This window comes from Microcoleus sp. Aus8_D2 (assembly GCF_036702665.1).
Classification (GTDB): Bacteria; Cyanobacteriota; Cyanobacteriia; order Cyanobacteriales; family Microcoleaceae; genus Microcoleus.
Window position 1 is genome coordinate 6,597 of record NZ_JAUBUN010000013.1, and the last position, 21,452, is coordinate 28,048.

22 protein-coding genes are annotated in these 21,452 nt (G+C 45.9%); 13 read left to right on the forward strand and 9 right to left on the reverse strand.

Annotated features, from left to right (window positions below):
* Positions 1-275: 275 nt before the first annotated feature.
* From QUB64_RS12640 to QUB64_RS12650, 3 genes are all read right to left on the reverse strand, one after another.
* Complete coding sequence (locus tag QUB64_RS12640) at positions 276-1,001, reverse strand: M15 family metallopeptidase (RefSeq protein WP_333268888.1); 726 nt, start codon at positions 999-1,001, stop codon at positions 276-278.
* A 623-nt stretch (positions 1,002-1,624) separates the two neighbouring features.
* Positions 1,625-2,920 (reverse strand): adenylosuccinate lyase, encoded by a 1,296-nt coding sequence (gene purB / locus QUB64_RS12645; protein WP_333268887.1) that lies wholly within the window; start codon positions 2,918-2,920, stop codon positions 1,625-1,627.
* A gap of 274 nt (positions 2,921-3,194) precedes the next feature.
* The gene (locus QUB64_RS12650) at positions 3,195-3,683 is read right to left on the reverse strand and encodes a hypothetical protein (protein WP_333268886.1); all 489 of its coding nucleotides are present in this window, start codon (positions 3,681-3,683) and stop codon (positions 3,195-3,197) included.
* A 189-nt stretch (positions 3,684-3,872) separates the two neighbouring features.
* On the opposite strand from QUB64_RS12650, the gene QUB64_RS12655 reads away from it, so the two are divergent.
* Both QUB64_RS12655 and QUB64_RS12660 read left to right on the forward strand, forming a co-directional pair.
* Positions 3,873-4,415 (forward strand): hypothetical protein, encoded by a 543-nt coding sequence (locus QUB64_RS12655; protein ID WP_333268885.1) that lies wholly within the window; start codon positions 3,873-3,875, stop codon positions 4,413-4,415.
* 11 nt (positions 4,416-4,426) lie between these two features.
* Positions 4,427-4,651 carry a type II toxin-antitoxin system HicB family antitoxin gene (locus tag QUB64_RS12660; RefSeq protein ID WP_333268884.1) on the forward strand — a complete coding sequence of 75 codons (225 nt, stop codon included), beginning with the start codon at positions 4,427-4,429 and terminating at the stop codon, positions 4,649-4,651.
* Here the strand turns inward: QUB64_RS12660 and QUB64_RS12665 are convergent.
* Positions 4,617-5,792 carry a DNA cytosine methyltransferase gene (locus tag QUB64_RS12665; protein ID WP_333268883.1) on the reverse strand — a complete coding sequence of 392 codons (1,176 nt, stop codon included), beginning with the start codon at positions 5,790-5,792 and terminating at the stop codon, positions 4,617-4,619. The two genes, QUB64_RS12660 and QUB64_RS12665, sit on opposite strands and share 35 nt — an antisense overlap.
* A gap of 49 nt (positions 5,793-5,841) precedes the next feature.
* On the opposite strand from QUB64_RS12665, the gene QUB64_RS12670 reads away from it, so the two are divergent.
* The 3 genes from QUB64_RS12670 (at position 5,842) to QUB64_RS12680 (ending at position 7,372) form a co-directional block, all read left to right on the forward strand.
* Positions 5,842-6,063: a type II toxin-antitoxin system HicB family antitoxin gene (locus QUB64_RS12670; RefSeq protein ID WP_333268882.1), complete on the forward strand. Its 222-nt coding sequence runs from the start codon at positions 5,842-5,844 to the stop codon at positions 6,061-6,063.
* Between the two features lie 273 nt (positions 6,064-6,336).
* The gene (locus tag QUB64_RS12675; RefSeq protein WP_333268881.1) at positions 6,337-6,804 is read left to right on the forward strand and encodes a helix-turn-helix domain-containing protein; all 468 of its coding nucleotides are present in this window, start codon (positions 6,337-6,339) and stop codon (positions 6,802-6,804) included.
* 1 nt (position 6,805) lies between these two features.
* Positions 6,806-7,372 carry a PIN domain-containing protein gene (locus QUB64_RS12680; protein ID WP_333268880.1) on the forward strand — a complete coding sequence of 189 codons (567 nt, stop codon included), beginning with the start codon at positions 6,806-6,808 and terminating at the stop codon, positions 7,370-7,372.
* 68 nt (positions 7,373-7,440) lie between these two features.
* Here QUB64_RS12680 and QUB64_RS12685 read toward each other — a convergent pair whose 3' ends face one another.
* The gene (locus QUB64_RS12685; protein WP_333268879.1) at positions 7,441-8,970 is read right to left on the reverse strand and encodes a YifB family Mg chelatase-like AAA ATPase; all 1,530 of its coding nucleotides are present in this window, start codon (positions 8,968-8,970) and stop codon (positions 7,441-7,443) included.
* Positions 8,971-9,415: 445 nt separating this feature from the next.
* Between QUB64_RS12685 and QUB64_RS12690 the strand changes: the two genes are divergently transcribed.
* The 3 genes from QUB64_RS12690 to lnt all read left to right on the forward strand — a co-directional run bounded on the left by QUB64_RS12690 (position 9,416) and on the right by lnt (position 13,506).
* Positions 9,416-9,763: a histidine triad nucleotide-binding protein gene (locus tag QUB64_RS12690; protein WP_333268878.1), complete on the forward strand. Its 348-nt coding sequence runs from the start codon at positions 9,416-9,418 to the stop codon at positions 9,761-9,763.
* A 543-nt stretch (positions 9,764-10,306) separates the two neighbouring features.
* Complete coding sequence (gene psbA / locus QUB64_RS12695; protein ID WP_333268877.1) at positions 10,307-11,389, forward strand: photosystem II q(b) protein; 1,083 nt, start codon at positions 10,307-10,309, stop codon at positions 11,387-11,389.
* Between the two features lie 236 nt (positions 11,390-11,625).
* Complete coding sequence (gene lnt, locus QUB64_RS12700; RefSeq protein WP_333268876.1) at positions 11,626-13,506, forward strand: apolipoprotein N-acyltransferase; 1,881 nt, start codon at positions 11,626-11,628, stop codon at positions 13,504-13,506.
* 156 nt (positions 13,507-13,662) lie between these two features.
* Here the strand turns inward: lnt and QUB64_RS12705 are convergent, their stop codons facing one another.
* Positions 13,663-14,571 carry a bestrophin family protein gene (locus QUB64_RS12705; RefSeq protein WP_333268875.1) on the reverse strand — a complete coding sequence of 303 codons (909 nt, stop codon included), beginning with the start codon at positions 14,569-14,571 and terminating at the stop codon, positions 13,663-13,665.
* 368 nt (positions 14,572-14,939) lie between these two features.
* Here QUB64_RS12705 and recJ point away from each other — a divergent pair, with 368 nt between their 5' ends.
* Positions 14,940-17,015: a single-stranded-DNA-specific exonuclease RecJ gene (gene recJ / locus QUB64_RS12710; protein ID WP_333268874.1), complete on the forward strand. Its 2,076-nt coding sequence runs from the start codon at positions 14,940-14,942 to the stop codon at positions 17,013-17,015.
* 235 nt (positions 17,016-17,250) lie between these two features.
* Here the strand turns inward: recJ and psb30 are convergent, their stop codons facing one another.
* The gene (gene psb30, locus QUB64_RS12715; RefSeq protein WP_333268873.1) at positions 17,251-17,394 is read right to left on the reverse strand and encodes a photosystem II reaction center protein Ycf12/Psb30; all 144 of its coding nucleotides are present in this window, start codon (positions 17,392-17,394) and stop codon (positions 17,251-17,253) included.
* A 39-nt stretch (positions 17,395-17,433) separates the two neighbouring features.
* On the opposite strand from psb30, the gene QUB64_RS12720 reads away from it, so the two are divergent.
* From QUB64_RS12720 to QUB64_RS12735, 4 genes are all read left to right on the forward strand, one after another.
* Positions 17,434-17,625: a hypothetical protein gene (locus tag QUB64_RS12720; RefSeq protein ID WP_333268872.1), complete on the forward strand. Its 192-nt coding sequence runs from the start codon at positions 17,434-17,436 to the stop codon at positions 17,623-17,625.
* 234 nt (positions 17,626-17,859) lie between these two features.
* Entirely contained in the window at positions 17,860-18,228 is a 369-nt protein-coding gene (locus QUB64_RS12725; RefSeq protein ID WP_333268871.1) for a YkgJ family cysteine cluster protein, read from the forward strand.
* A 158-nt stretch (positions 18,229-18,386) separates the two neighbouring features.
* Complete coding sequence (locus QUB64_RS12730) at positions 18,387-18,710, forward strand: hypothetical protein (protein WP_333268870.1); 324 nt, start codon at positions 18,387-18,389, stop codon at positions 18,708-18,710.
* Between the two features lie 267 nt (positions 18,711-18,977).
* On the forward strand, positions 18,978-19,265 hold the full coding sequence (locus tag QUB64_RS12735) for a YggT family protein (RefSeq protein WP_333268869.1): 288 nt from the start codon (positions 18,978-18,980) through the stop codon (positions 19,263-19,265).
* 372 nt (positions 19,266-19,637) lie between these two features.
* Here the strand turns inward: QUB64_RS12735 and QUB64_RS12740 are convergent, their stop codons facing one another.
* Positions 19,638-20,069: a hypothetical protein gene (locus QUB64_RS12740; protein ID WP_333268868.1), complete on the reverse strand. Its 432-nt coding sequence runs from the start codon at positions 20,067-20,069 to the stop codon at positions 19,638-19,640.
* A 124-nt stretch (positions 20,070-20,193) separates the two neighbouring features.
* A complete protein-coding gene (locus QUB64_RS12745) occupies positions 20,194-21,246 on the reverse strand; it encodes a shikimate dehydrogenase (RefSeq protein WP_333268947.1) in 1,053 nt (350 codons plus the stop codon).
* Between the last annotated feature and the right edge of the window lie 206 nt (positions 21,247-21,452).

The following is a 21,452-nucleotide window of genomic DNA, read 5'->3' on the forward strand; positions in this document are numbered from 1 at the left end:
TAAGGACTTCAGTCCGTCTTCAGGTTCGTAGTAAGGACTTCAGTCCGTCTTCAGGTTCGTAGTAAGGACTTCAGTCCGTCTTCAGGTTCGTAGTAAGGACTTCAGTCCTGATTTTACAATTTTGGCGGACTAAAGTCCTCACTACGAACCTGGATTTTTGGCGGACTAAAGTCCTCACTACGAACCTGGATTTTTGGCGGACTAAAGTCCTCACTACGAACCTGGATTTTTGGCGGACTAAAGTCCTCACTACGAACCTGTTTGCACTTAGATAGTTAAGGAATTTCAGAAAGCGACACATCTAAAATCGCAAATTTCTGCCAATCTTCTGAATCAAAGTGCCACCATTCTGTGCTGATGCCGATAAATCCCTGTTTTTTCATCGCATCCTCAAGCGTTTGACGATTTTTTCGAGATTGCGCGCTGCCACCGCTGTAATCTCTGTGAGCTTTTTTGGTAAAATCATCATAGGGCGTTGGCATCTCTAATTCTTTGCCCGTGCGATCGACTAAAGTTAAATCCACAGCCGCCCCGCGATTGTGCCGCGAGCCCCTAACAGGATTAGCAACATAGTTCGGATCTGGCAAAAACTCCCACATTTGCTTAGTCACCGAAAAAGGCCTGTAGCAATCATAAACTTTCAAACCCAAGCCGATTTTTTCCAAATCTGTTTGAACTAGCCCTAACTTTTGAGCAACAGAAGCCCTCAAAGCACATTTTGCGACTTTGTAAAGTTTTCGTTTCAAGAAATTGTTAGCAGTAGCGTAGCGAATATCGAGGCGAATGTTGGAATTTACCGTGCGAATGTCAACAAGTCGCGCCCAACTGGGAAGTTGACTCATGAAAACGCTTTCAGGTACTAATGGCTCTGTTTCTGCCTGAAAAATTTGCACTTTGGGCGGCTCCTTTGCGCTAACAAATGTTGGATTGTGCAAGCTGGTTGCAGAGAGTAATATTAATATAAATAAAATAAAATATTTGGCAATTTTAGAGAGTTTCATGGTTGTGTTAATTTAAGATTTTATATGAGTTTTTGTGGCATTTCATGTATTGAAGGATTTTTGCGCTTTTCCGACAGTCCGACAGTCCGACAGTCCGACAGTCCGACAGTCCGACAGTCCGACAGTCCGACAGTCCGACAGTCCGACAGGGGTTTAAACCCCTGTCTCATAGCGAAAGTCCTCTAAAAGAGGACTAAAATACTTCTCTCAATATATCTGAAATTTCGATTAATCTTATGAGTCTTTCAGTCGGTTTCAACCGACTTTAGCTATGAGACGGGGGTTAAAACCCCCGGCGGAATCTCGGGAAACGGCGAGAACGCGATAACGCGATAACGCGAGAACGATTTTCGCGTTTTTCCGACAGTCCGACAGGGGTTTAAACCCCTGTCTCATAGCTAAAGTCCTCTAAAAGAGGACTAAAATCTTTCTCTAAATTTATCTGAAATTTCGATTAATCTTATGAATCTTTCAGTCGGTTTCAACCGACTTTAGCTATGAGACGGGGGTTTAAACCCCCGGCGGACTCTGGGACAACGGCGAGAACTGAAGAACGCGAGAACGATAAATCACTTATCGAAAAATCACTTATCGAACTGATTTTTAATTGTTGTTAATTATCCTTAAATTCCCAATCGCTGATAGATTAAATCTAAATGCCTTAATTGGTATTGCGGATCGAAACAATCATCAATTTCTTTGGTCGTCATGCGAGCAGTAACGCTGACATCTTTGGAAATTAAATCGTAGAAATTGCCGCCCGTTTTATTCCAAGCTTGATGAGCGCAAGATTGCACAATCTTGTATGCTTCTTCGCGGTTCATGCCTTTTTCAACTAAGGCTAGCATCACCCGCTGGCTGAAGATAACTCCGCCGTAAAGGTTCATGTTTCGCTTCATGTTTTCTGGATAGACTAGCAGGTGTTTTACTAAGTCTGTGGTTTCGACTAACATGAAGTGGGTAACAGTAGAACTGTCGGGCAAAATCATCCGTTCTACGGAACTGTGAGAGATGTCTCTTTCGTGCCACAGGGCTACGTTTTCTAAGGCTGCGACGGCGTTGGCGCGGACGATTCTCGCCATCCCCGTGAGTCTTTCCGATCGAATTGGGTTGCGTTTGTGGGGCATGGCGGATGAGCCTTTTTGCCCTTTGGAGAAGAATTCTTCGACTTCGAGCACGTCGGTGCGTTGGAGGTTGCGGATTTCTACGGCGAAACGCTCGATCGATGCGGCTAACAGTGCTAAGGTTTGGACGTATTCGGCGTGTCGATCGCGCGATATGACTTGAGTCGATGCACAATCGGGTTCGAGTCCGAGGTTTTGACAGGCGATCGCCTCTATTCGCGGATCGATATTAGCATAGGTTCCGACTGCGCCGGAGATTTTGCCGACCGCAATGGACGATCGCAAATGCACCAATCTTTCACGGCTGCGAAAGACTTCCGCCAGCCATCCAGCTAGTTTAAAGCCAAAGGTGATCGGTTCGGCGTGAATTCCGTGCGATCGACCAACCATCACCGTATTGCGATGCTGTTGAGCCTGATAGCGAATAGCTTGACTCAATTCTTCGACACGTTCCAACAAAATATTGACGCTAGCGACTAATTGCAGCGCCAAAGCAGTATCGAGCACGTCGGAACTCGTTAAGCCGAGGTGGATGTAGCGTCCGGCATCACCTACATATTCGTTGACATTTGTCAAGAAAGCGATCATGTCGTGGCGGACTTCGGCTTCAATTTCGAGGACTCGTTTCGGGTCAAAATTAGCCTTAGCTTTGATTTCTTCGACGGCGGCCGCGGGGATGTAGCCGAGTTCGGCTTGAGCTTCGCAGACGGCGATTTCTACTTGCAGCCAGCTTTTGAGTTTGGCGGTTTCAGTCCAGATGTTGCCCATTTCGGGCAGAGTGTAGCGCTCTATCACGGTTTGGAGTTGGGGAATGCGATCTCACCATTGTACATCTGCGCGGCGATGCAAGCGTCATAGGACTTACACATGGGCCCAGAAACCGGGTTTTTTAGGAAAATATTTCGTTGCAGCCCGTAGATTCGGTAAAAACCAGGTTTCTTTAGTTGGAGTGAAGAAACTAGGTTTTTGTATTTTTGTAGTTTGGGCGATCGGCTACAATATTCTAACAAAACACATACTGTTTCATTTTAACTGAGCGATCGCCTCCTCAACCTAATTCACTTTAACGTTATGGTTGACAAACCCAAAAGCCGTTACTATTGAATACCTTACCTCGCAATTGGCCTTCCCAACAAGTATCCCAGGTAGCATCACCAGCAGGTTTGGCTTTACCATCGGAAATTTCCCAGTAGTATCCTCGATTTCCTACGACATTCCCAAAATACCAGGCTCCTTTATTAGCAATATCCGGGCTAGCACAAAGCCAGAAACCGTTCGGCTGAAAGTCTCTTCCTATTAACCTTGTGCCAGAGGGGCAGGTATCCCATCGTGCATCTCCAGCATTAGTTGCTCCAGAACTTGTGAATCTATACAAAGTTCCCTTGTTGTTTCGGACAATTCCAACGAAGACTAGGTTACTCCTAGAACTTGACTGAGCTAGCACGGTTGGCGAATCAAGAATACCCATTCTTTGAGCAATACTAGGCTGTTGCAGCAACGCAACCGTTGTAACGCTAATAACAACGGAGCGAAAAAGTTGAATGTCGATCGGCTTCATATTCTTAATTTAAGTTAAGATTGACCAGTAAAAGTAAGTAACCTTTTCTAATTATTCTCCTAATCTCAAAGGCGTCAGAATTTTTGAGCGGCGGATAAAGGCGGAAAAAGACGGGAGTTTGATTAAGAATATTTACAAGGGGCGGATTATAGCGGATAATGACGGATAGAGTAAGATTTTTAACAGACCATGGACGTAACAAAGGTGTTGAAATATTTAGACGAACAGGTTGTCGCTCAAACAGGTAAACACCTCGATAGTCTGCAAATAGCAATTCTTAAAGGCGTTCTCAACGGTTATAAATACGCCGATATTGCGAAAGAATATCAATGTACGCGAGGTCATGCAAAAGATGAAGCTTACGCACTTTGGCAGATTCTTTCTGAAGTTTTGGGAGAAAACCTGAATAAATCAAATTTTCGTGCTTCTGTTGAAAGATTGGCATTAGATAATTCTCAGTATCAAATCCTTGGAAATTCTGTGGTTGGTGGTAATATTAACCTCTGTCGTAATCATTCCCAAAATAACGAGAAATATGAATTTGAAAAAGTTGAATCTATAGTTAGGGAAACTCCTACACCAGTTAATGATAGGGATGACAATATTGAAACTGAGCGAAAGCTAGCTAAACTAGAAACGATACCGCGATTGGTAAAAATTGGCTTAACGGCAGAACAAATTGCCCAAGCTCTCGATTTGTCCCTAGAGGAAGTAGAACCAAAGATGCAATAAGTTAACTAACCATGAAATATACAGTTGTTATCCAATGGTCAGAGGGCGATCGATGCTTTGTCGTGTTTCTGCCGGAATTTGAGGATGTAATGCAACCAGTAACTCACGGAGATTCTTATGAAGAAGCTATCTACAATGTGCGAGAGGTAATAGAGTTATTGGTCGAAAGTTGTCAAGCTGAAGGTAAACCATTGCCAGCAACTAAGAAGCTAGAACGATTATTTCAGGCTGCTTAAATTTGTTGAAAGCAATATCAGTCAAATAGGGAATCAGTGCAAAACCGATACACTCCGCCAAGCGTGGCGGCACAGCATTACCAATTTGCCACATTGCCTTTTTCATCGAACCTTCAAAAATAAATGAATCCGGGAAAGTTTGCAATCTAGCCATTTCGCGGGCTGAAATAACGCGATTCAGATAAGGATGAATATGAGTGCCGCCGTGATTTTCTTTCACAGTCATGCTGGGTTTCCCCGGATACTGTCGCTTGAAAGCATCTGCATAACTTTCGTACAAAGAACCTCCAGGCGGAACTTTAGCAAGTCTTTCCATATACTCAGCAGAATGGCGAGTCCACTCGTGGTTAATTTCTGGTATGGGAGTATACTCTGGTAGATCGTAAATTGCTGACTCAATTGCTTTGTATTGTTCGGAGAACAATTGTGGCTTGGGATAGGGATTGAGCATCCCAAATCTGTTAGCAATAAAAATCGCTCGCGGCCTGATTTGCGGAACTCCATAGGCGGCTGATTCCAGCACCGCAACAGACACATTGGGATAGCCAATTTCCTCAAAAGCCTCGCAAATCGCTTGCTTGACAGCCCCTTTCTGTATAGTCAGAATTCCCGGCACATTTTCCATCACAACATACCAAGGGCGAATTTCTGAGACGATGCGGACAAACTCTCTAAACAGGCGGTTTCGTGGGTCGTTAGGGTCGCGTTTTCCGGCAACTGAGAAACCTTGACAGGGCGGCCCGCCTACAACAAGATGAACTTCCGGCGAACCAATTTGAGCGAGCAATTTTTGGGAATTTAAGTTTTTTATATCGTCGCAAAGGTGATGGCAATCAGGGAAGTTTTTTCTGTGAGTTGCCGAGGCTACCGGGTTAACTTCAACACTTGCAACTGGTCTCAAACCAGCTTGCAATAAACCTTGTGTCATGCCGCCAGCACCGCAGAAAAGATCGACAAATCTATAGTCTGAGGCGGTCATTGACTGAGATTCAATATCAATGAAAATCTTGTAAGGATCGGAGTCATCTGCTTCTAGTTCCCGTTGGATGCGCTCGTAACGCCCTAATTTTGCTTGCTTCTGCTTTTTGGCAGGAATTGTCTGTTCCTCATTTGAGAATAAAGACAGTTGTATTGCTTCCATTTTACATTTGTTTACGGCATCATATATATTGTACTGAGCGATAAGACCAATGAAAGACTATCACATCAATATTTTTTACAGGAGCGAAGATGAGGGTTATATTGCCGATATTCCTGACTTAAAATATTGCTCGGCTTTTGGTGAAACTCCAGAAGCAGCTTTGCAGGAAGTACAGATTGCTAAAGCAGCATGGCTAGAAGCTGCAAAAGCTGAGGGGAAAACCATTCCTGAACCTAAATATCAACCTGCAATATATCAAGTTATGACTTAAAGAGCGATCGCAAATAAGATTATTGCATCCTAGCTTCATCAAAGTTTGAATATTTCGTTTTTTTCGGATATTGCGTTTGCGGCGCGAAAAGTGTTATCGTCAAGACAACCGAGTATGTTCCGGAGACTTGCGCGCGGGTAGCCAGAAACCGGGTTTTTTACGAGAATACATCGTTACAGCCCGCAGATTCGCGAAAAAACCCGGTTTCTAAGGGTCGGGGTGCGTCCTGGACTACATAAATCAGACAAAAACACATCAAAAGAGAGACTTGCCATGTTGACACACAAAGAGTCGCCAGAGTCGGTTTTGATTCCAGAGCCCGAAAAAGAAGCAGTAGCACAATTAGAGCAGATTCTCAGCCGAGAGTCTTCACAACTAAGATTAGTGACAAGTAACGGAGAAGAAATTGCTATTCCCGAATCAGTTTACAGCGTACTCGGTCAAGTTGTGCGCGCAATGGCATCAGGTCAAGCTATATCCATAGTGCCTCACAATCGCGAACTGACAACACAGGAAGCTGCTAATATTCTGAATGTTTCGCGACCATTTTTAGTCAAATTACTGGAAAACGGAGAAATTCCCCATATCAAAGTTGGTTCCCATCGGCGCATACTTTTCCAAGATGTCACGATTTACAAGGAACAGCGGAAAGTTAAGCGTCGCCAGGGACTGAATGAACTCACTAAATTTCTGCAAGATGAAGGTTTTTACGAGGAATCTATATCCAATTTAGCTGAGTAATATGGAAATTCTTGCTGTTGTTTTAGATTCCTGTGTCATTTTCCCTATGCCTTTATGCGATACGCTGCTGCGTGCTGCGGAGGCTGAGTTGTACAGCGTTTATTTTTCACAAGAAATTCTAGATGGTGCTACCCGCAATCTTGTAAAAAAAGGAAGAAAGACAGAGATTAAAGCAGCACGTTTTCAGGCGATGATAAAAAACACCTTTCCTGAAGCACTTGTCGAAGTGCCTGCACGTTTGGTGGAAGCAATGACCAATCATCCAGGCGATCGCCATGTTGTAGCCGCTGCGATTGTTGCAAATGCTAAGGTCATTGTCACAGATAACCTCAAACACTTCCCAAAGGAGGCTTTAGAGCATTACGGAATTGAGGCACAGCACCCCGATGTATTTCTAACTGAGCTCTTCGATCGATATCCAGAGTCGATGGTTGAGATAATCAGGAAGCAGTTTGCGGCTCTAAAACCACCACCTCATACTGTTAATGAACTTCTTGATAACTTAGAAAATAACAATAGAGTACCAGAATTTGCTAACAGAGTTCGCCTCAGAATACAGGAGCAATAAAAAAAATTAAAATATCCTAAAACTGCTCGATAGGCAATTGTTGGAACTCAATCATTATCGGAATAATTCTACTGCATCCGATCGATCGTCCGATACTGCACCGCCTCCCCCACGTGATTGGTTTTCAAGCTGTCATCCCCCGACAAATCCGCAATAGTCCTAGCCACCTTCAAAATTCGATCGCTCGCCCGCGCCGAAAGCCCCAATTTCCGAATCGCCATCTCCAACAAATTCCGCGAAGCATCATCCAACTGACACCATTGGTTAATGTGACTGCTTAGCATCTGCGCGTTACACCGCAAGCCAGCTTCCGACTGAAAACGGCGAGTCGCCATCTCTCGCGCCCGCTGCACCCTCACCCGCACCGATTCCGACTCCTCACCCGTCGCCTGTCTGGTGATTTCCTCGGGTTTCAAACGATTAACCGCCACTTGCAAATCAATCCGATCCATCAAAGGCCCCGAAAGTTTTGCCCAATATTGTTCTCTCTTTTGCGGCGAACAAGTACACTGTTGGATTGAATCGCCGTAATAACCGCAAGCGCAAGGATTCGTACTCGCAACTAATGTAAATTGTGCTGGAAACATCACCGATTGTCTGGTTCTAGAAATCGTCACATAACCATCTTCCAAAGGCTGTCGCAAAAACTCCAAAACATCTCGTTTAAATTCGGTCAATTCATCCAGAAAAAGTACGCCGCGATGTGCTAAGGAAATTTCACCCGGACGCGGAAAACTGCCCCCGCCAACGAGAGAAGGCCCGGATGCTGAATGGTGAGGACTGCGAAAAGGTCGATCGCTCACCAGCATACCCTTATCCTTCAACAAACCAGCCACCGAATGAATTTGAGTCACATCCAAAGCTTCATCAAAAGTCAGCGGCGGCAAAATACCCGGCAAACGTCTCGCCAGCATAGTCTTACCGCTCCCTGGCGGCCCCACAAAAATTAAATTGTGCCCCCCCGCTGCCGCAATTTCCAAAGCCCGCCGCGCGTGAATTTGCCCCTTTACATCTTTTAAATCTAGACCCGGAAACCGCGTTTTGCCTAACTCTGCTCTACCGTTTACTTCTACCGGTGAATAAACTTGAGGATTGTTCAAAAAATCAGTAACTGCAAAAATATTATCAAAACCGTAAACAGATATTCCGTGTACCAAAGCTGCTTCCGTTGCATTGGCTGCTGGTACAATTAACCCCGAAATACCCATTTTTTGAGCAGCAGCGGCGATCGGCAAAACCCCCGCCACAGGCCGCAAACTCCCGTCTAAAGAGAGTTCCCCCAAAAATAAATGATCTCCCAACAGCTCGGCGCTGACCTGTTCCGATGCTGCTAAAATGCCAATGGCGATCGGCAAATCAAAACTCGGGCCTTCCTTACGCAAATCCGCCGGAGTCAAATTAATCACAATACTCCGCATCGGAAAACCATATCCCGAATTTTTTAGCGTAGCCTTAACCCTTTCTTTGGCCTCTTGTACCGCCGAATCGGGCAACCCCACAACCACAATTTTCGGCAGTCCGCCCGATACATCAGCCTCCACACCCACCTTTACCGCGTCAATTCCTACGATCGATGCACTCCAAACCCTAGCAAGCATTTTTCTCGATCCTCAATTTGCCTGTCTTCGATCCATCATCTATTATGATTAACAATGACTAATGAATATCGGAAGAGGCAAGAAAAACTTTTCGTTGCCTCTTCCTTTTCTCCTTCTGAGTCTTCTGCCTTCCCTCTTCCCTCTTCCCCTTCACCCTTCACCCTTCCACCTTCCGCCTTCTGCCTTCGCCCTGCCACCTTCGCCCTGCCACCTTCACTCTTAAGCCTTGCCACTTCTTCCGTCTTCCTAATGAGTGATGACTGATGACTACCCTTGGAGTCCCCTCGGCTTGCTTCGGCGAGAGCTCTTCGGACAAGACGCTCCGGCCAAGTCGAGAGCGGGTAAAATGACTGATGACCAATGACTGCTGTTCGATCGCGGGGACAGCACTAATGACCAATGACTAATGACTAATGACTAATGACTTCCTTCTTCGTTAACACCCATGACAACCCAAGAAACGCTTTTCAGCAAAATCATCCGCAAAGAGATTCCAGCAGACATCGTTTATGAGGACGACTTGGCCCTCGCCTTCAGAGATATCAATCCCCAAGCGCCCGTCCACATCCTAGTCATTCCTAAAAAACCTATTCCCAAATTAGCCGATGCCGAGTCGGGAGACCACGCCCTGATGGGACACCTGCTGCTGACTGTCAAGCGGGTAGCAGAACAACTCGGACTCAGCAACGGCTATCGCGTCGTGATTAATACCGGCAACGATGGCGGCCAAACAGTAGATCACCTGCACCTTCATATTCTCGGCGGACGACACATGAACTGGCCTCCAGGCTAAAGGCTAGTTTTGACGCAGAACTGACGAACTCATCCTCAGAAACCCGGTTGATTGCTATTGCAAAGTGCCTCATCAACCGGGTTTTTAGTTAATAAATCCCGCTGATTGGGGATGATTGAAAATTTAGTGCGATCGCACCATCAACCATCTGTTAAGTATTCTACCGACAAAGATTTACGCTGCCCAAATCCACCGACGATATGTAAACAAATATTAAAAATAATCTGTTCAATACCTAATTAAGAGATATTTAACTATACTGGATATCGACCTGAACAACAGTAATTGAATTCAACCGCTGAACAAACCTAAGGACAATAGATTCAGCTCTTCTGTCCGCTGTATTTAACCGTAGTATTTGTGTAATATTACTTTGCAAATAGCTACAAATATTCACTAAAAATCAAGTTTTGTAAATGTTTGTAAAATGTTTTAATTGTAAGCACTAACCCCTTGGCAAACTTTAGTGAATAATGTTACTAATATAAGCGTGGAGATTTCCACAACGAACCTTGAAAATTCAATTAAGCAATCATAAAACAAATGACAACAACCGTACAGCGTCGCGAAAGCGGCAACGTTTGGGAACGGTTTTGCGAGTGGGTAACTAGCACCGATAACCGGATCTATGTGGGTTGGTTTGGGACGATCATGATCCCAACTCTCCTGACCGCTACCACCTGCTACATCATTGCCTTTGTGGCAGCTCCTCCTGTGGATATCGACGGCATCCGCGAACCAGTTGCTGGTTCCTTGATGTTCGGTAACAACCTGATCAGTGGTGCTGTTGTTCCTTCATCGAATGCGATCGGGCTTCACTTTTACCCGATCTGGGAAGCTGCTTCCTTAGACGAATGGTTGTACAACGGCGGCCCTTACCAGCTCGTCATTTTCCACTTCCTCATCGGCATTTTTTGCTACATGGGTCGTCAGTGGGAACTGAGCTATCGCTTAGGAATGCGTCCTTGGATCTGCGTGGCTTACTCCGCACCTGTGGCATCTGCTACCGCAGTATTCTTGATTTATCCGATCGGACAAGGCAGCTTTTCTGACGGTATGCCCCTGGGTATAAGCGGCACATTCAACTTCATGATCGTGTTCCAAGCCGAGCACAACATCCTGATGCACCCCTTCCACATGTTGGGAGTAGCGGGTGTATTCGGCGGCGCTTTGTTCTCTGCAATGCACGGTTCTCTCGTTACCTCTTCTTTGGTGCGCGAAACAACCGAAACCGAATCGTTGAACTACGGTTATAAGTTCGGTCAAGAAGAAGAAACCTACAACATCGTTGCAGCCCACGGCTACTTCGGTCGTTTGATTTTCCAATACGCTTCCTTCAACAACAGCCGTTCCTTGCACTTCTTGTTAGGTGCGTGGCCAGTTGTCGGCATTTGGTTTACCGCTTTAGGTATTTCCACAATGGCGTTTAACCTCAACGGTTTCAACTTCAACCAATCGATTATCGACTCGCAAGGTCGCGTGATCAACACTTGGGCGGATGTCATCAACCGCGCTAACTTGGGTATGGAAGTAATGCACGAGCGCAACGCTCACAACTTCCCGCTCGACTTGGCCGCTGGTGAAGTCACCCCAGTAGCAATGGTTGCTCCTGCCATCAACGGCTAAATTTAGCTTTTGATTGACAAAAAGCGCTCTCAGAAATGAGGGCGCTTTTTGTTTTGCCAAGTATAAATTAAGAGATTAATTTCCGATATTATTGTCGCTGCAATCACCGCAATCAAATTGGTTTGTAGTGAGGACTTTAGTCCGCATCCATCAAAGGACTCAAGTCTTCACTACAAACAGTTAATTGACCGGACATGATATATTGATTAAGAATTATTATATTTGGCAATCTCAAAGTGGCGATATTTAAAAGACTTAAACTGGAAAAACTCGCGGTTGAGAAATCTCAAATATTAGGCCCGGCGATTCCCTACGGGATAGCTCCGCTTCACGCATTTTTCAGCGGCCTTTTAATGGCATTGACAACAGCACCATTCAATGCTTGGCTGTTGGCATGGGTAGCATTAGTTCCTCTCTGGGTTTTGGTTGTCAGTTATGAAAGGCCAATAATCACAGAAAAAAAACAAAAATTTCTTTTTCTTCCTTCCTTCGGCTACGCTCAGGACAAGTCTTCCTCCCATCCGTTACATCCGTTACATCCGTTACAGAATCCGTTGCCGAACTTCTTCCTTCTTCCTTCTCTCTGGGGAATTGGCTATCACGGATTAGCCTTATCTTGGATTATGGGAATACACCCGATGACTTGGTTGGGGGTTCCTTGGTGGCCCAGTTTGGCGATCGCACTTTTTTGCTGGATATTCATCACCCTCTGGGGAAGTGCATTAGTCACCCTTTGGGCGTGGCTATTTGTAATTCTCAACTCCCTCACTCTACCAATAAAAAATCGTACTCTTATTCTTAACTCCCCCCCTTTACAAGGGGGGGCTGGGGGGGGTAGATCCAAATTATCAGGGTTAACCCGCGTGTTAATTGGTACAGCTTTGTGGTGCGCCTTAGAAAGTATTTGGAGTACAAGTTCGCTGTGGTGGACATCACTATCATACACCCAAAGCCCGCACAACTTAGCAATATTGCACCTCGGTCAAATCTCCGGGCCCAGCGCAGTAACAGCGGCAATTGTAGCAGTAAATGGCTTAATTGCCGAAGCTTTTGTCGAAGGAAGAAGGAAGAAGGAAGAGGGAAGTTCGGCAGCGGATTATGTAACGGATGTAACGGATGTAACGGATGTAACGAAGCAGAAGAGAGTAAGAGGCAAGAATTCAACAGTCAGAAAAAAGAATTTGATTCCTTATATTTGGCCTGTCGGTTTGTGTTTGGTTTTGCATATTGTCGGTTGGAGTTTTTACAATCGTCCCTTAATTCAAGAGGCGGGAACAGCATTAAAAATTGGCATTATTCAAGGCAATATTCCTAACGAGATTAAGTTTGACTCAGCGGGTTGGCGGCGGGCTTTGGAAGGTTATACGGCTGGATACAAACAGTTAGCAGATAGAAAAGTCGATGCTGTGTTACTTCCAGAGACAGCTTTGCCTTTTATCTGGACAAACGAGTATCAGCGTTCCACTCTTTCCTTTTATCAAGCTATTCTCCAACGTGGCGTGGTGGCTTGGGTTGGAGGATTCGGACAGCAAGAGAACAGTCTCACTAATAGCTTATTGGCGATCGATCGCACTGGAGACATTATCGGCCGCTATGATAAACTCAAGCTAGTGCCCTTAGGTGAATACATCCCTTTTTACGAAATCTTAGGCGGGATTATCAATCGGCTATCTCCCTTAGATGCTCATTTAGTACCCGGCCACTCAAAACAATTATTTGATACCCCATTTGGCCGCGCCATTGTCGGAATTTGTTACGATTCTGCGTTTGCAGAAAATTTCCGATATCAGGCGGCGAATGGAGGCGAATTTATGCTCACAGCTTCCAACAATGCCCATTACAAACCGCCGATGCTGGCTCAACATCACGCTCTCGATGTGATGCGCGCAATTGAGACGGATAGATGGGCAGCTATCGCAACTAATACGGGTTATTCTGCTATTGTCAATCCTCGTGGCGAGACTGTTTGGAAGTCGGGAATTAATACCTATGAAGTCCAAGATGCAACTATTTATCGGCGGCAAACTCGAACTTTGTACGTGCGCTGGGGAGATTGGCTGACACCTTTATTGTTAGTTTTAGCTGGATTAATGTGGCTGATTGTTAAAAAAATTTAACGTTAGTCAAAGGTTTTCTGCTGGGGCCGGGGCGGGTTTATTGAATCTGTCTGCACTCTAAGGGTTATTAGTGAACCCGCCCCTACAGTTCACTAATGACTAATGACGGCAGGACTAATGACCAATGACCAATGACCAATGACCAATGACTAATGACTAATGACTATCTTTCACACGAGCGTGAACGCTAGGAGATAAAGTAATTAAATCCTCGATATTGCGCTGCATGGTAGCACAAATATTGTCCAAAGGCAAATCATTGGCATCGTGCCCGAAAGGATTTTCGATTTCAATGCCGATTTCTTCGATGCCGAACAAAGTAAAACTAATTAAAGCCACAACTGGGCCGGTTCCCCAAGTCAAATCATTCACCATTTGAAAGGGCAGTGCCAAACAGTAAAGCAACAATAGCTGTTTCAGGTGAATCGCGTAAGCCAAAGGAATAGGCGTATTCAAAATCCGCTCGCAGCCGCCTAATGTATCAATCATAGAATTTAGCAACTGTTTCATAGCAGTTAACTGATAGACATCGAGGCAATTTCGCTCGTACTGTTCCTGCAAATAATCCTCAATCCAAAATGCAATTTCTAGCGGCGGATTGTTCATTGATTTGAGCCTTTCGTACTGCGATGGAGATATTAACGTCTCTAATTGTGGATTTACTGATTGTTGCCGTAAGTGCAGTTTCATCGCCACTGCAAAGGCAGGTAACAGGCGCAGAGCTGACTTTTTTATTGCAATATCCTGCTGGTCTTTTTCCTCAATGGCTACCCAGATTTGGCGCGCCAAATTGCGGACGTTGTTGATTAAAGTACCCCAAAATTTCCGACCTTCCCAAAATCTATCGTTGGCTGTATTTGTTCTATAAACTAGCAGTAATCCCAGCACAATACTCGGTACGAGACCAGACAAAATGGGCAAGGAAACTGGCAAATTTACAAAGTGTAGCAGGGAGATAAAAACTCCAAAGGCACCGCACAACAAAACGCGGGGCAAAATTGAGGGAATTACAGAGCCTCCAACCTGTAATGCAATTTTAAACCAATCCGGTCGATCGCCATTCATGCAATTCTCCTCATAAAATTAAATTAGCCCACCCGATCGCAAGTTGTGCAAATTCCTGCTACACTTAGTTATTCGGAATTCCTATTTAGGTAGGGCGAGAGCTGCCGAAAACAGCTTTCGTAGAAACAACATTTGGATTTTAGCCAAAAAACTCATTGTTATACCAATTATTAAAAGTTGAGCCTCGCCTGCCCCGGACAACGCCAGACCAAAGTCCCTACAGATGCTCGCTGACAATTCATAGGTACTGCTAGTTTTCAGAATTGGTATTAGTATCAATCTTAGATCTAAAATCTCAAATCTAAAATTGATTGACTGATGCACTTAATTAGGTAAAATTGGTTATGGATCTTTAGACCTCAGTTTCCGTGCAAGAGCTACCCACATCTGTTCCCCCGCATCTTCACCGATTGCCGAACCAACGGTGGCAAATTTATTCGCCTCAACCACAGCAAGCGGAACAGTTTGCCGCCGAAATCGGTTTGTCATGCTTGCTAGCACAGGTACTTATTAATCGCGGCATCGATTCTGTGGAAGAAGTGCAGGGGTTTATCGAACCGGAATCTCTGGTTTTACCCGCGCCAATGGATGAGTTTCCCGATTTGGCTGCGAGTGTCAAATTGTTGCGGGAGGCGATTGCGTCAGGGCAGAAAATAGCGATTTGTGGCGACTACGATGCTGACGGGATGACGAGCACGGCTTTGTTGCTGCGAGCTCTGAGGGTTCTGGGCGCGAATGTTGATTATGCTATTCCCAGCCGGATGCGGGAAGGTTACGGGATTAACGATCGCATTGTAGAAGAATTTCACGCCGAAGGTGTCGCTCTGATTCTGACGGTAGACAACGGGATTGCAGCCTATGGGCCGGTGAAGAGAGCGCGAGAACTCGGTGTTAAAGTTATTATTACAGACCACCACGATTTGCCGCCAAAACTGCCGCCTGCCGATGCGATTCTCAACCCGAAATTAATTGCGGAATCTTCGCCTTATCGCGGTTTGGCTGGGGTAGGCGTTGCTTATGTTTTGGCGATTACTTTGGCTCAAGATTTGAAGAAGGTTGGCGGCTTGGTGAATCCGCTGCTGGAGTTATTTACTTTAGGAACTATTGCGGATTTGGCGCCTTTGACTGGAGTTAACCGCCGCTGGGTAAAGCGGGGTTTGCGTCTGTTACCTCACTCGCAATTGGCGGGAGTTCAGGCTTTGATTCAGGTGGCGGGAGTGCAGGCGGGAAGTGCGGAAAGTTTACCTCTTTTGAACGCGGAAGTTAAAACTTCAAATACTTTAAAGCCTGAAGATATTGGTTTTAGGTTGGGGCCGCGGATTAATGCTGTGGGGCGGCTGGCTGACCCTCAAATTGTGATAGAGTTGCTCACTACGGACGATCGCGAATTGGCACTCAAAAACGCGATGCAGTGCGAACAAATCAATCAGCGCCGACAGGAGTTATGCCAGGAAATTGAGCAGGAAGCGATCGCTTGGTGCGAGCAAAGTGCGATTGACTTGCACCAGCAACGGGTGTTAGTTGTGGTGCAGCCCGGTTGGCATCACGGAGTAATTGGGATTGTAGCATCTCGGTTGCTGGAACGTTACGGCGTACCCGTTTTTATCGGTACTTTTGAGGATGAGGGTGGCGAAATAGGTAATATCATCCGGGGTTCGGCGAGGGGAATTCCTGAATTTAATGTATTTGACGGGCTGAATTTTTGCGCGGATTTATTAACTAAATTTGGGGGACATAAGGCGGCTGGCGGTTTTTCTATGCCTGCTAAGAATCTTGAACAATTCCGCAAGCAACTGTCAATTTTTGCAAATCAATGTTTGCAGCCGGAACACCTGAAGCCCTTGGTTTCAGTAGATGTGCGAGCAGATTTAGCCGAGATTAATCTCGACCTTTACCGACAAATTGATGCTCTGGAACCTTGCGGGATTGAAAATAAGGCTCCTGTATTTTGGACGCCTAATGTTTGCATTACAGAACAGAAAATTGTTGGTAAAGGAGGTCACGTTAAACTAACTGCAACTCAAGATGAAACAGGTTCGGCTAGTGTGAAGGGGATTGCATGGCGTTGGGGCGAATATTTTCCGTTGCCTCGGCGGGTTGATATTGCTTACCGCTTGCGGGAAAATAGTTTTAATGGCAAGACATCGGTTGAGTTAGAATTGTTGGGTGTTCGCTTACCGGCAAGTGCTGCTAGTTCGAGACCGTCGGTGTTCGGAAAAGTTGAGTTTGATTATTGCGATCGCACTTATTCTTGCAGTCTGTCTCCCGCCGGTTCTCAAGAGGAATTGAGAATTCGCAACTCTCAAGGGCAAGTTTTGGCTGTTGCACCCGGACAAAGCATCGGTTTGTTAGGAAACTCGCGCCAGGATGCTAGGGAAGTTGATGTATCTCTACCTTTTTTTGATAATTTGATTCAAACGGCTAAACACGCCCTGGGTATTTGATTGGCTTTTGTGAATTTAGTTTGTAACCTTGGGGCTGGCTAGAAGCCCACCCCACAAGATTTTCAAGAAAAATAAGTGTACAAATTAAATGCGCGATAACTTAAGTCGGTATTCGATCGGGAAAGCTCGTGCAGCAGGGAAAATGGGGGAAAATTGACGATCGACCTTTGGGAATGTTGCATCATCATATGTAAAACTCAAAACTCCCAACTATCGATCGCCAGCCGTATTATAATTACAGGTCGCCGCCTTTAGCTGCCAACAGAAAAATCACGATCGGGCCAGAAAGCACAACTGCTGCAAGTAAAGCTACCTGAACAATGAGTTGGAGGTTGACACCGCCCACGCTGCCGTTCAAAATATCCGTTAAAAAATCCATGTGTCCTCCTGACTGTAGTGAGTAAGTCTAGATTGTTGAATGAGAAAATCCGCTTCTGATTTTACCGGGCGATCGACCCTATTTTTTAAGGAAGTTTACAAAATTCAACAAAATGTAAAGAACGATCGACCTGCCAGCGATCGCAAATCCGGGTTGAAAACCTCTTTATTGCTGGAGAGGGGGAGAATGGGAGAGGGGGAGAGGGGGAGAGAGGGAGAAAGGAGCGACTAATAATCAGGCTAGTAAACCCGGATTTGGTATGACAGGGAACCAGGGACTTGATGCCTTTGGCCCAGAGTGTTCGCAATCAAAAATCCAAAATCGAACCTTCTCTTGGCGAACTCCCCCTGTGGCACAGGCACTTGGTATACTTGAAAGGCCTTAATCTTTTAAAGTTGGGCATTGTCCAGATGATGCTCCGAATCTAAAATCTAAAATCTAAAATCTAAAATCTAAAATCAAACTATGGCTACTTGGCGTTGCGTAAAGCAGTGCGGTGCTTGTTGTTACCTAGAACCAACAGAGCGCCCTGACCTAGACGAGTATTTATCAACAGAGGAATTGGCGCTCTACTTAAGCTTAGTGGGAGATGACGGTTGGTGTATAAATTTTGACAAAGAAACGCGAGAATGCGGGATTTATGCCGTTCGACCGCGCTTTTGTCGGGTAGACGAGGAGGTGTTTCAGGATATGTACGGGATTGAGCCTGCTGAGTTGAACGATTTTGCGATCGACTGCTGCTTAGAACACATTGAAGACCTTTATGGCGATCGATCTTTGGAAATGATCCGCTTCAACCAAGAAGTCGGAATTATCGCCTTACCTGGCAATTAACCGACTTGATGCCCATTGGGGCTTTCTGTTTGCGGATGATTTTTCGCGCTGGGCATCTCAATCTCAAATCTCAAATCGAACGATCGTCTCCCGGTTTCTCACTCCAGAGAGTGTCAAAATAAACAAATCAAGGAAATATCGCGCAGTTGAGTTGAGCCATGAGCAATCGAGAGGGTTTTACAGGCGGATTTATTGCGGGAGCCGCAGTTGGGGGCTTGGTGGGTGCAGTTTTGGGCGCAGTGCTGTCGCGGCGTGCTGCTGAAGCTTTGCTGAGTGAACCTTCAGACGCCAAAGCAAGAAAGATACGCCAGAGGAAAGCCAGTAAACTCGAAGCCGAAGGGATGGAAGTAGCAAGGCTGAGTTTGGAAGATAAAATTGCTCAGCTAAATCAGGCCATCGATGACGTGCGGCTGCAACTGGGTGACGTAAACGGGAACTCGCAAGCGCTGGGCGGCGACGGTTCGATCGCCGAAGATTCCTGAATCCATTTAAGATTTTAGATTAGTCTGGGAGATGGATGCGGGCGATCGACTTTCACGCTCTGGGTGCGAACCCCAGAGCACGAAGCTAGCTCGCACTTCTAAAAAACGCTTTTTACACTCCAGAGGGATGCTCCCAATGCTCCCCCTCGAACACTCGGACACTCGGACACTCGGACACTCGGACACTCGGACTCTGCCCTTTCTCCAGCTATGCTAAACTTAAAGTTAAAGTGTCTGTAAACTTTACTCAAACTACAACCGAAATTTATGAGTTATTCCATAGGCCTTTTGGCAACCACGCTAGCGACATTTCTGCAAATCTATGTAGTCCTGATGATTTTTAGGGTGCTGTTAAGCTGGTTCCCCAACATCAATTGGTACGACCCCCCGTTTTCGATTTTGAGTCAGTTAACAGATCCTTACCTGAATTTATTCCGATCGATTATTCCCCCCTTAGGAGGGATTGACTTTTCTCCGCTGATTGCGTTTTTTGTACTTCAGTTCGGCTCGGAATTCTTGATCGGTCTTTTGAGCAGCTTGCAAACAGCCTTGTAGATTTTCAAGCTTAAGTGTTTAAGCATCTAGGCTAAATTGTTTGGCAGATCTAGCTGCCGGCAACTAAATTTTAGATTTGAGATTTTTAGATTAACTCCCCGGTTGAAAAGCCGGGGAGTTAATCTATTTGAGATTTGAGATTTGAGATTTTTCGATTTGAGATTGGGAATGACTAGACGAGCAATTGCATTCATTAGCTCGCTCTTCCTGAAATGTATCTGCGTCGATCTGCGTCGATGGGCCTGACATCTGCGGTTGACCGGCTCTCTCAAAAAATTATGCAATTCTATTCTAATCTAACAATCTCAAATTGGAAATTGAAAACTGCATCGCAGTTACTCAACACCCAAACCAAAATCTCCAATAGTTTCGTTAGCGGCGAACCACGCCAGTAAAACCTGTAGCCTTAAATTGCTTGAGCTTCAAAGGTGTTGGTTGATTGGCGGCCACCGAAATTCTGACCTGAAAATCGCTAACTCCGGGAGGAACTTCTTCTATAGAACCCAAGCGAGTCCGGTTTTGCATCACTGGATTGTCATCCGCATCGTAAATGCGACCGAAAATATCAGCATTGACAACTAGTTTCCCGCTGCTATTTTCAGCTTTTCCAGTAATCAAAAAGCAGTTAGCTTCCATAGAACTGCCGCTAGTGACTGTTCCTTCTGCCATTTGGGCCGGACATTCATGATAAGAAAGGTCGGAAAGTGTAATCTGTGTCCGAGCCCAAGCTGGTGGAGTGAATACCAAACTCAAAATTGCGATCGCGCAAGTGGCAAAAAAAAGACTGATAGCTCGAAATTTCATAAAATTGCAGCGTAAGTATATTTTACTCAGCTTAGCGCGAATTGATTGTCAAATTCTTAACCTCTGTAGGGAAACGGCACTGCCGTGTCCGTCTCCAGGACTGCATTGCTGTAGGGAAACGGCGTTAGTCTAAACCTAAATGTTGGCGCAAGGCTTGGCGCATCACATCGACTGGGACGGATTCTGTACCCAGCCAAATTTTCAAGGCTGCTGCTCCTTGTTGAACTAGCATTTCCAGTCCGTCAATCGGCACCGCCCCGCGAAGCTCTGCATCTTTGAGAAACTGAGTAGGATTCGGGGTGTAAATGAGATCGTAGACGATCGCACCTGCGGAAATGCGATCGAGCGCAGCCTCCGCTACCGGCGACTTTTCCCCGTGCGGGTGCATTCCCACAGGAGTTGTATTCACCAGCAAATCCGCCTGCGAGATTAACATTGACAAATTATCCCAAGTATGCACCTGCAAATTCTGCACCGGCATCGGAGAAGTTACCCAACTCTGCTGAAATTCTGCTAAATTTTGGGCATTGCGGCCGACAACGTGAATCTCTGCACATCCCAATTGAGCGCATCCAGCCACAACAGCCCTCGCCGCCCCGCCATTCCCCAAAATTACGGCTACTTTCTGACTCCAATCGGAACCCCCCCTAGCCCCCCCTTGGTAAGGGGGGGGATCGGAACTGACAGCCCGATCGTCTCTTTCTAAGGCAGGTACATCGTCTTTAGCCCCCCCTTGGTAAGGGGGGGGATCGGAGCGGACAGCCCGATCGTCTCTTTCTAAGGCAGGTCGATCGTCTTTAGCCCCCCCTTGGCAAGGGGGGGTTGGGGGGGTTTGCAGGGGTGCGAGAAAGCCTTCTACGTCGGTATTTGTGCCGCACCAACCTGTGTCAGTCCGGTATACGGTATTGACTGCGCCGATCGATCGGGCGATCGGAGAAACGGACGCCAGCAGCGGTAAGATGGCTTGTTTGTGGGGAATCGTGATGCTAAAGCCCCGAAGGTCGATCGCCGCAAATCCTGCAAGAGCAGCCTTTAAATCCTCTGGTTTTACCGGAAATGGGAGATAAACAAAATCGACGCCCAAATGGGAAATAGCCGCATTGTGCATCGCCGGGGACAGAGAATGTGCGATCGGATGACCAATTACTCCGAGCAGTTTAGTAGTGCCTTTAATCATAATATAGTAAACATATTGTTCTGCCCTGCACTGAAACAAATCTAATTTTACTACATCGGTTTCACTTTCCCAACTTGGTATTCAGCCATCAAATCTACGGACTGAAGTCCTCACTACAAACGGTAAGATTAGGTTTGTAGTGAGGACTTCAGTCCGCATAAAATCCAAGGACTAAAGTCCTCACTACAAACCACTTTGATGGTGAT

Coding starts and splice junctions, on each gene's coding strand:
- QUB64_RS12640 (WP_333268888.1), bottom strand. CDS start 1,001: ATGAAACTCTCTAAAATTGCCAAATATTTTATTTTATTTATATTAATA.
- QUB64_RS12650 (WP_333268886.1), bottom strand. CDS start 3,683: ATGAAGCCGATCGACATTCAACTTTTTCGCTCCGTTGTTATTAGCGTT.
- QUB64_RS12655 (WP_333268885.1), top strand. CDS start 3,873: ATGGACGTAACAAAGGTGTTGAAATATTTAGACGAACAGGTTGTCGCT.
- QUB64_RS12660 (WP_333268884.1), top strand. CDS start 4,427: ATGAAATATACAGTTGTTATCCAATGGTCAGAGGGCGATCGATGCTTT.
- QUB64_RS12665 (WP_333268883.1), bottom strand. CDS start 5,792: ATGGAAGCAATACAACTGTCTTTATTCTCAAATGAGGAACAGACAATT.
- QUB64_RS12670 (WP_333268882.1), top strand. CDS start 5,842: ATGAAAGACTATCACATCAATATTTTTTACAGGAGCGAAGATGAGGGT.
- QUB64_RS12675 (WP_333268881.1), top strand. CDS start 6,337: ATGTTGACACACAAAGAGTCGCCAGAGTCGGTTTTGATTCCAGAGCCC.
- QUB64_RS12680 (WP_333268880.1), top strand. CDS start 6,806: ATGGAAATTCTTGCTGTTGTTTTAGATTCCTGTGTCATTTTCCCTATG.
- QUB64_RS12685 (WP_333268879.1), bottom strand. CDS start 8,970: ATGCTTGCTAGGGTTTGGAGTGCATCGATCGTAGGAATTGACGCGGTA.
- QUB64_RS12690 (WP_333268878.1), top strand. CDS start 9,416: ATGACAACCCAAGAAACGCTTTTCAGCAAAATCATCCGCAAAGAGATT.
- psbA (WP_333268877.1), top strand. CDS start 10,307: ATGACAACAACCGTACAGCGTCGCGAAAGCGGCAACGTTTGGGAACGG.
- QUB64_RS12705 (WP_333268875.1), bottom strand. CDS start 14,571: ATGAATGGCGATCGACCGGATTGGTTTAAAATTGCATTACAGGTTGGA.
- psb30 (WP_333268873.1), bottom strand. CDS start 17,394: ATGGATTTTTTAACGGATATTTTGAACGGCAGCGTGGGCGGTGTCAAC.
- QUB64_RS12720 (WP_333268872.1), top strand. CDS start 17,434: ATGAGAAAATCCGCTTCTGATTTTACCGGGCGATCGACCCTATTTTTT.
- QUB64_RS12725 (WP_333268871.1), top strand. CDS start 17,860: ATGGCTACTTGGCGTTGCGTAAAGCAGTGCGGTGCTTGTTGTTACCTA.
- QUB64_RS12730 (WP_333268870.1), top strand. CDS start 18,387: ATGAGCAATCGAGAGGGTTTTACAGGCGGATTTATTGCGGGAGCCGCA.
- QUB64_RS12735 (WP_333268869.1), top strand. CDS start 18,978: ATGAGTTATTCCATAGGCCTTTTGGCAACCACGCTAGCGACATTTCTG.
- QUB64_RS12740 (WP_333268868.1), bottom strand. CDS start 20,069: ATGAAATTTCGAGCTATCAGTCTTTTTTTTGCCACTTGCGCGATCGCA.
- QUB64_RS12745 (WP_333268947.1), bottom strand. CDS start 21,246: ATGATTAAAGGCACTACTAAACTGCTCGGAGTAATTGGTCATCCGATC.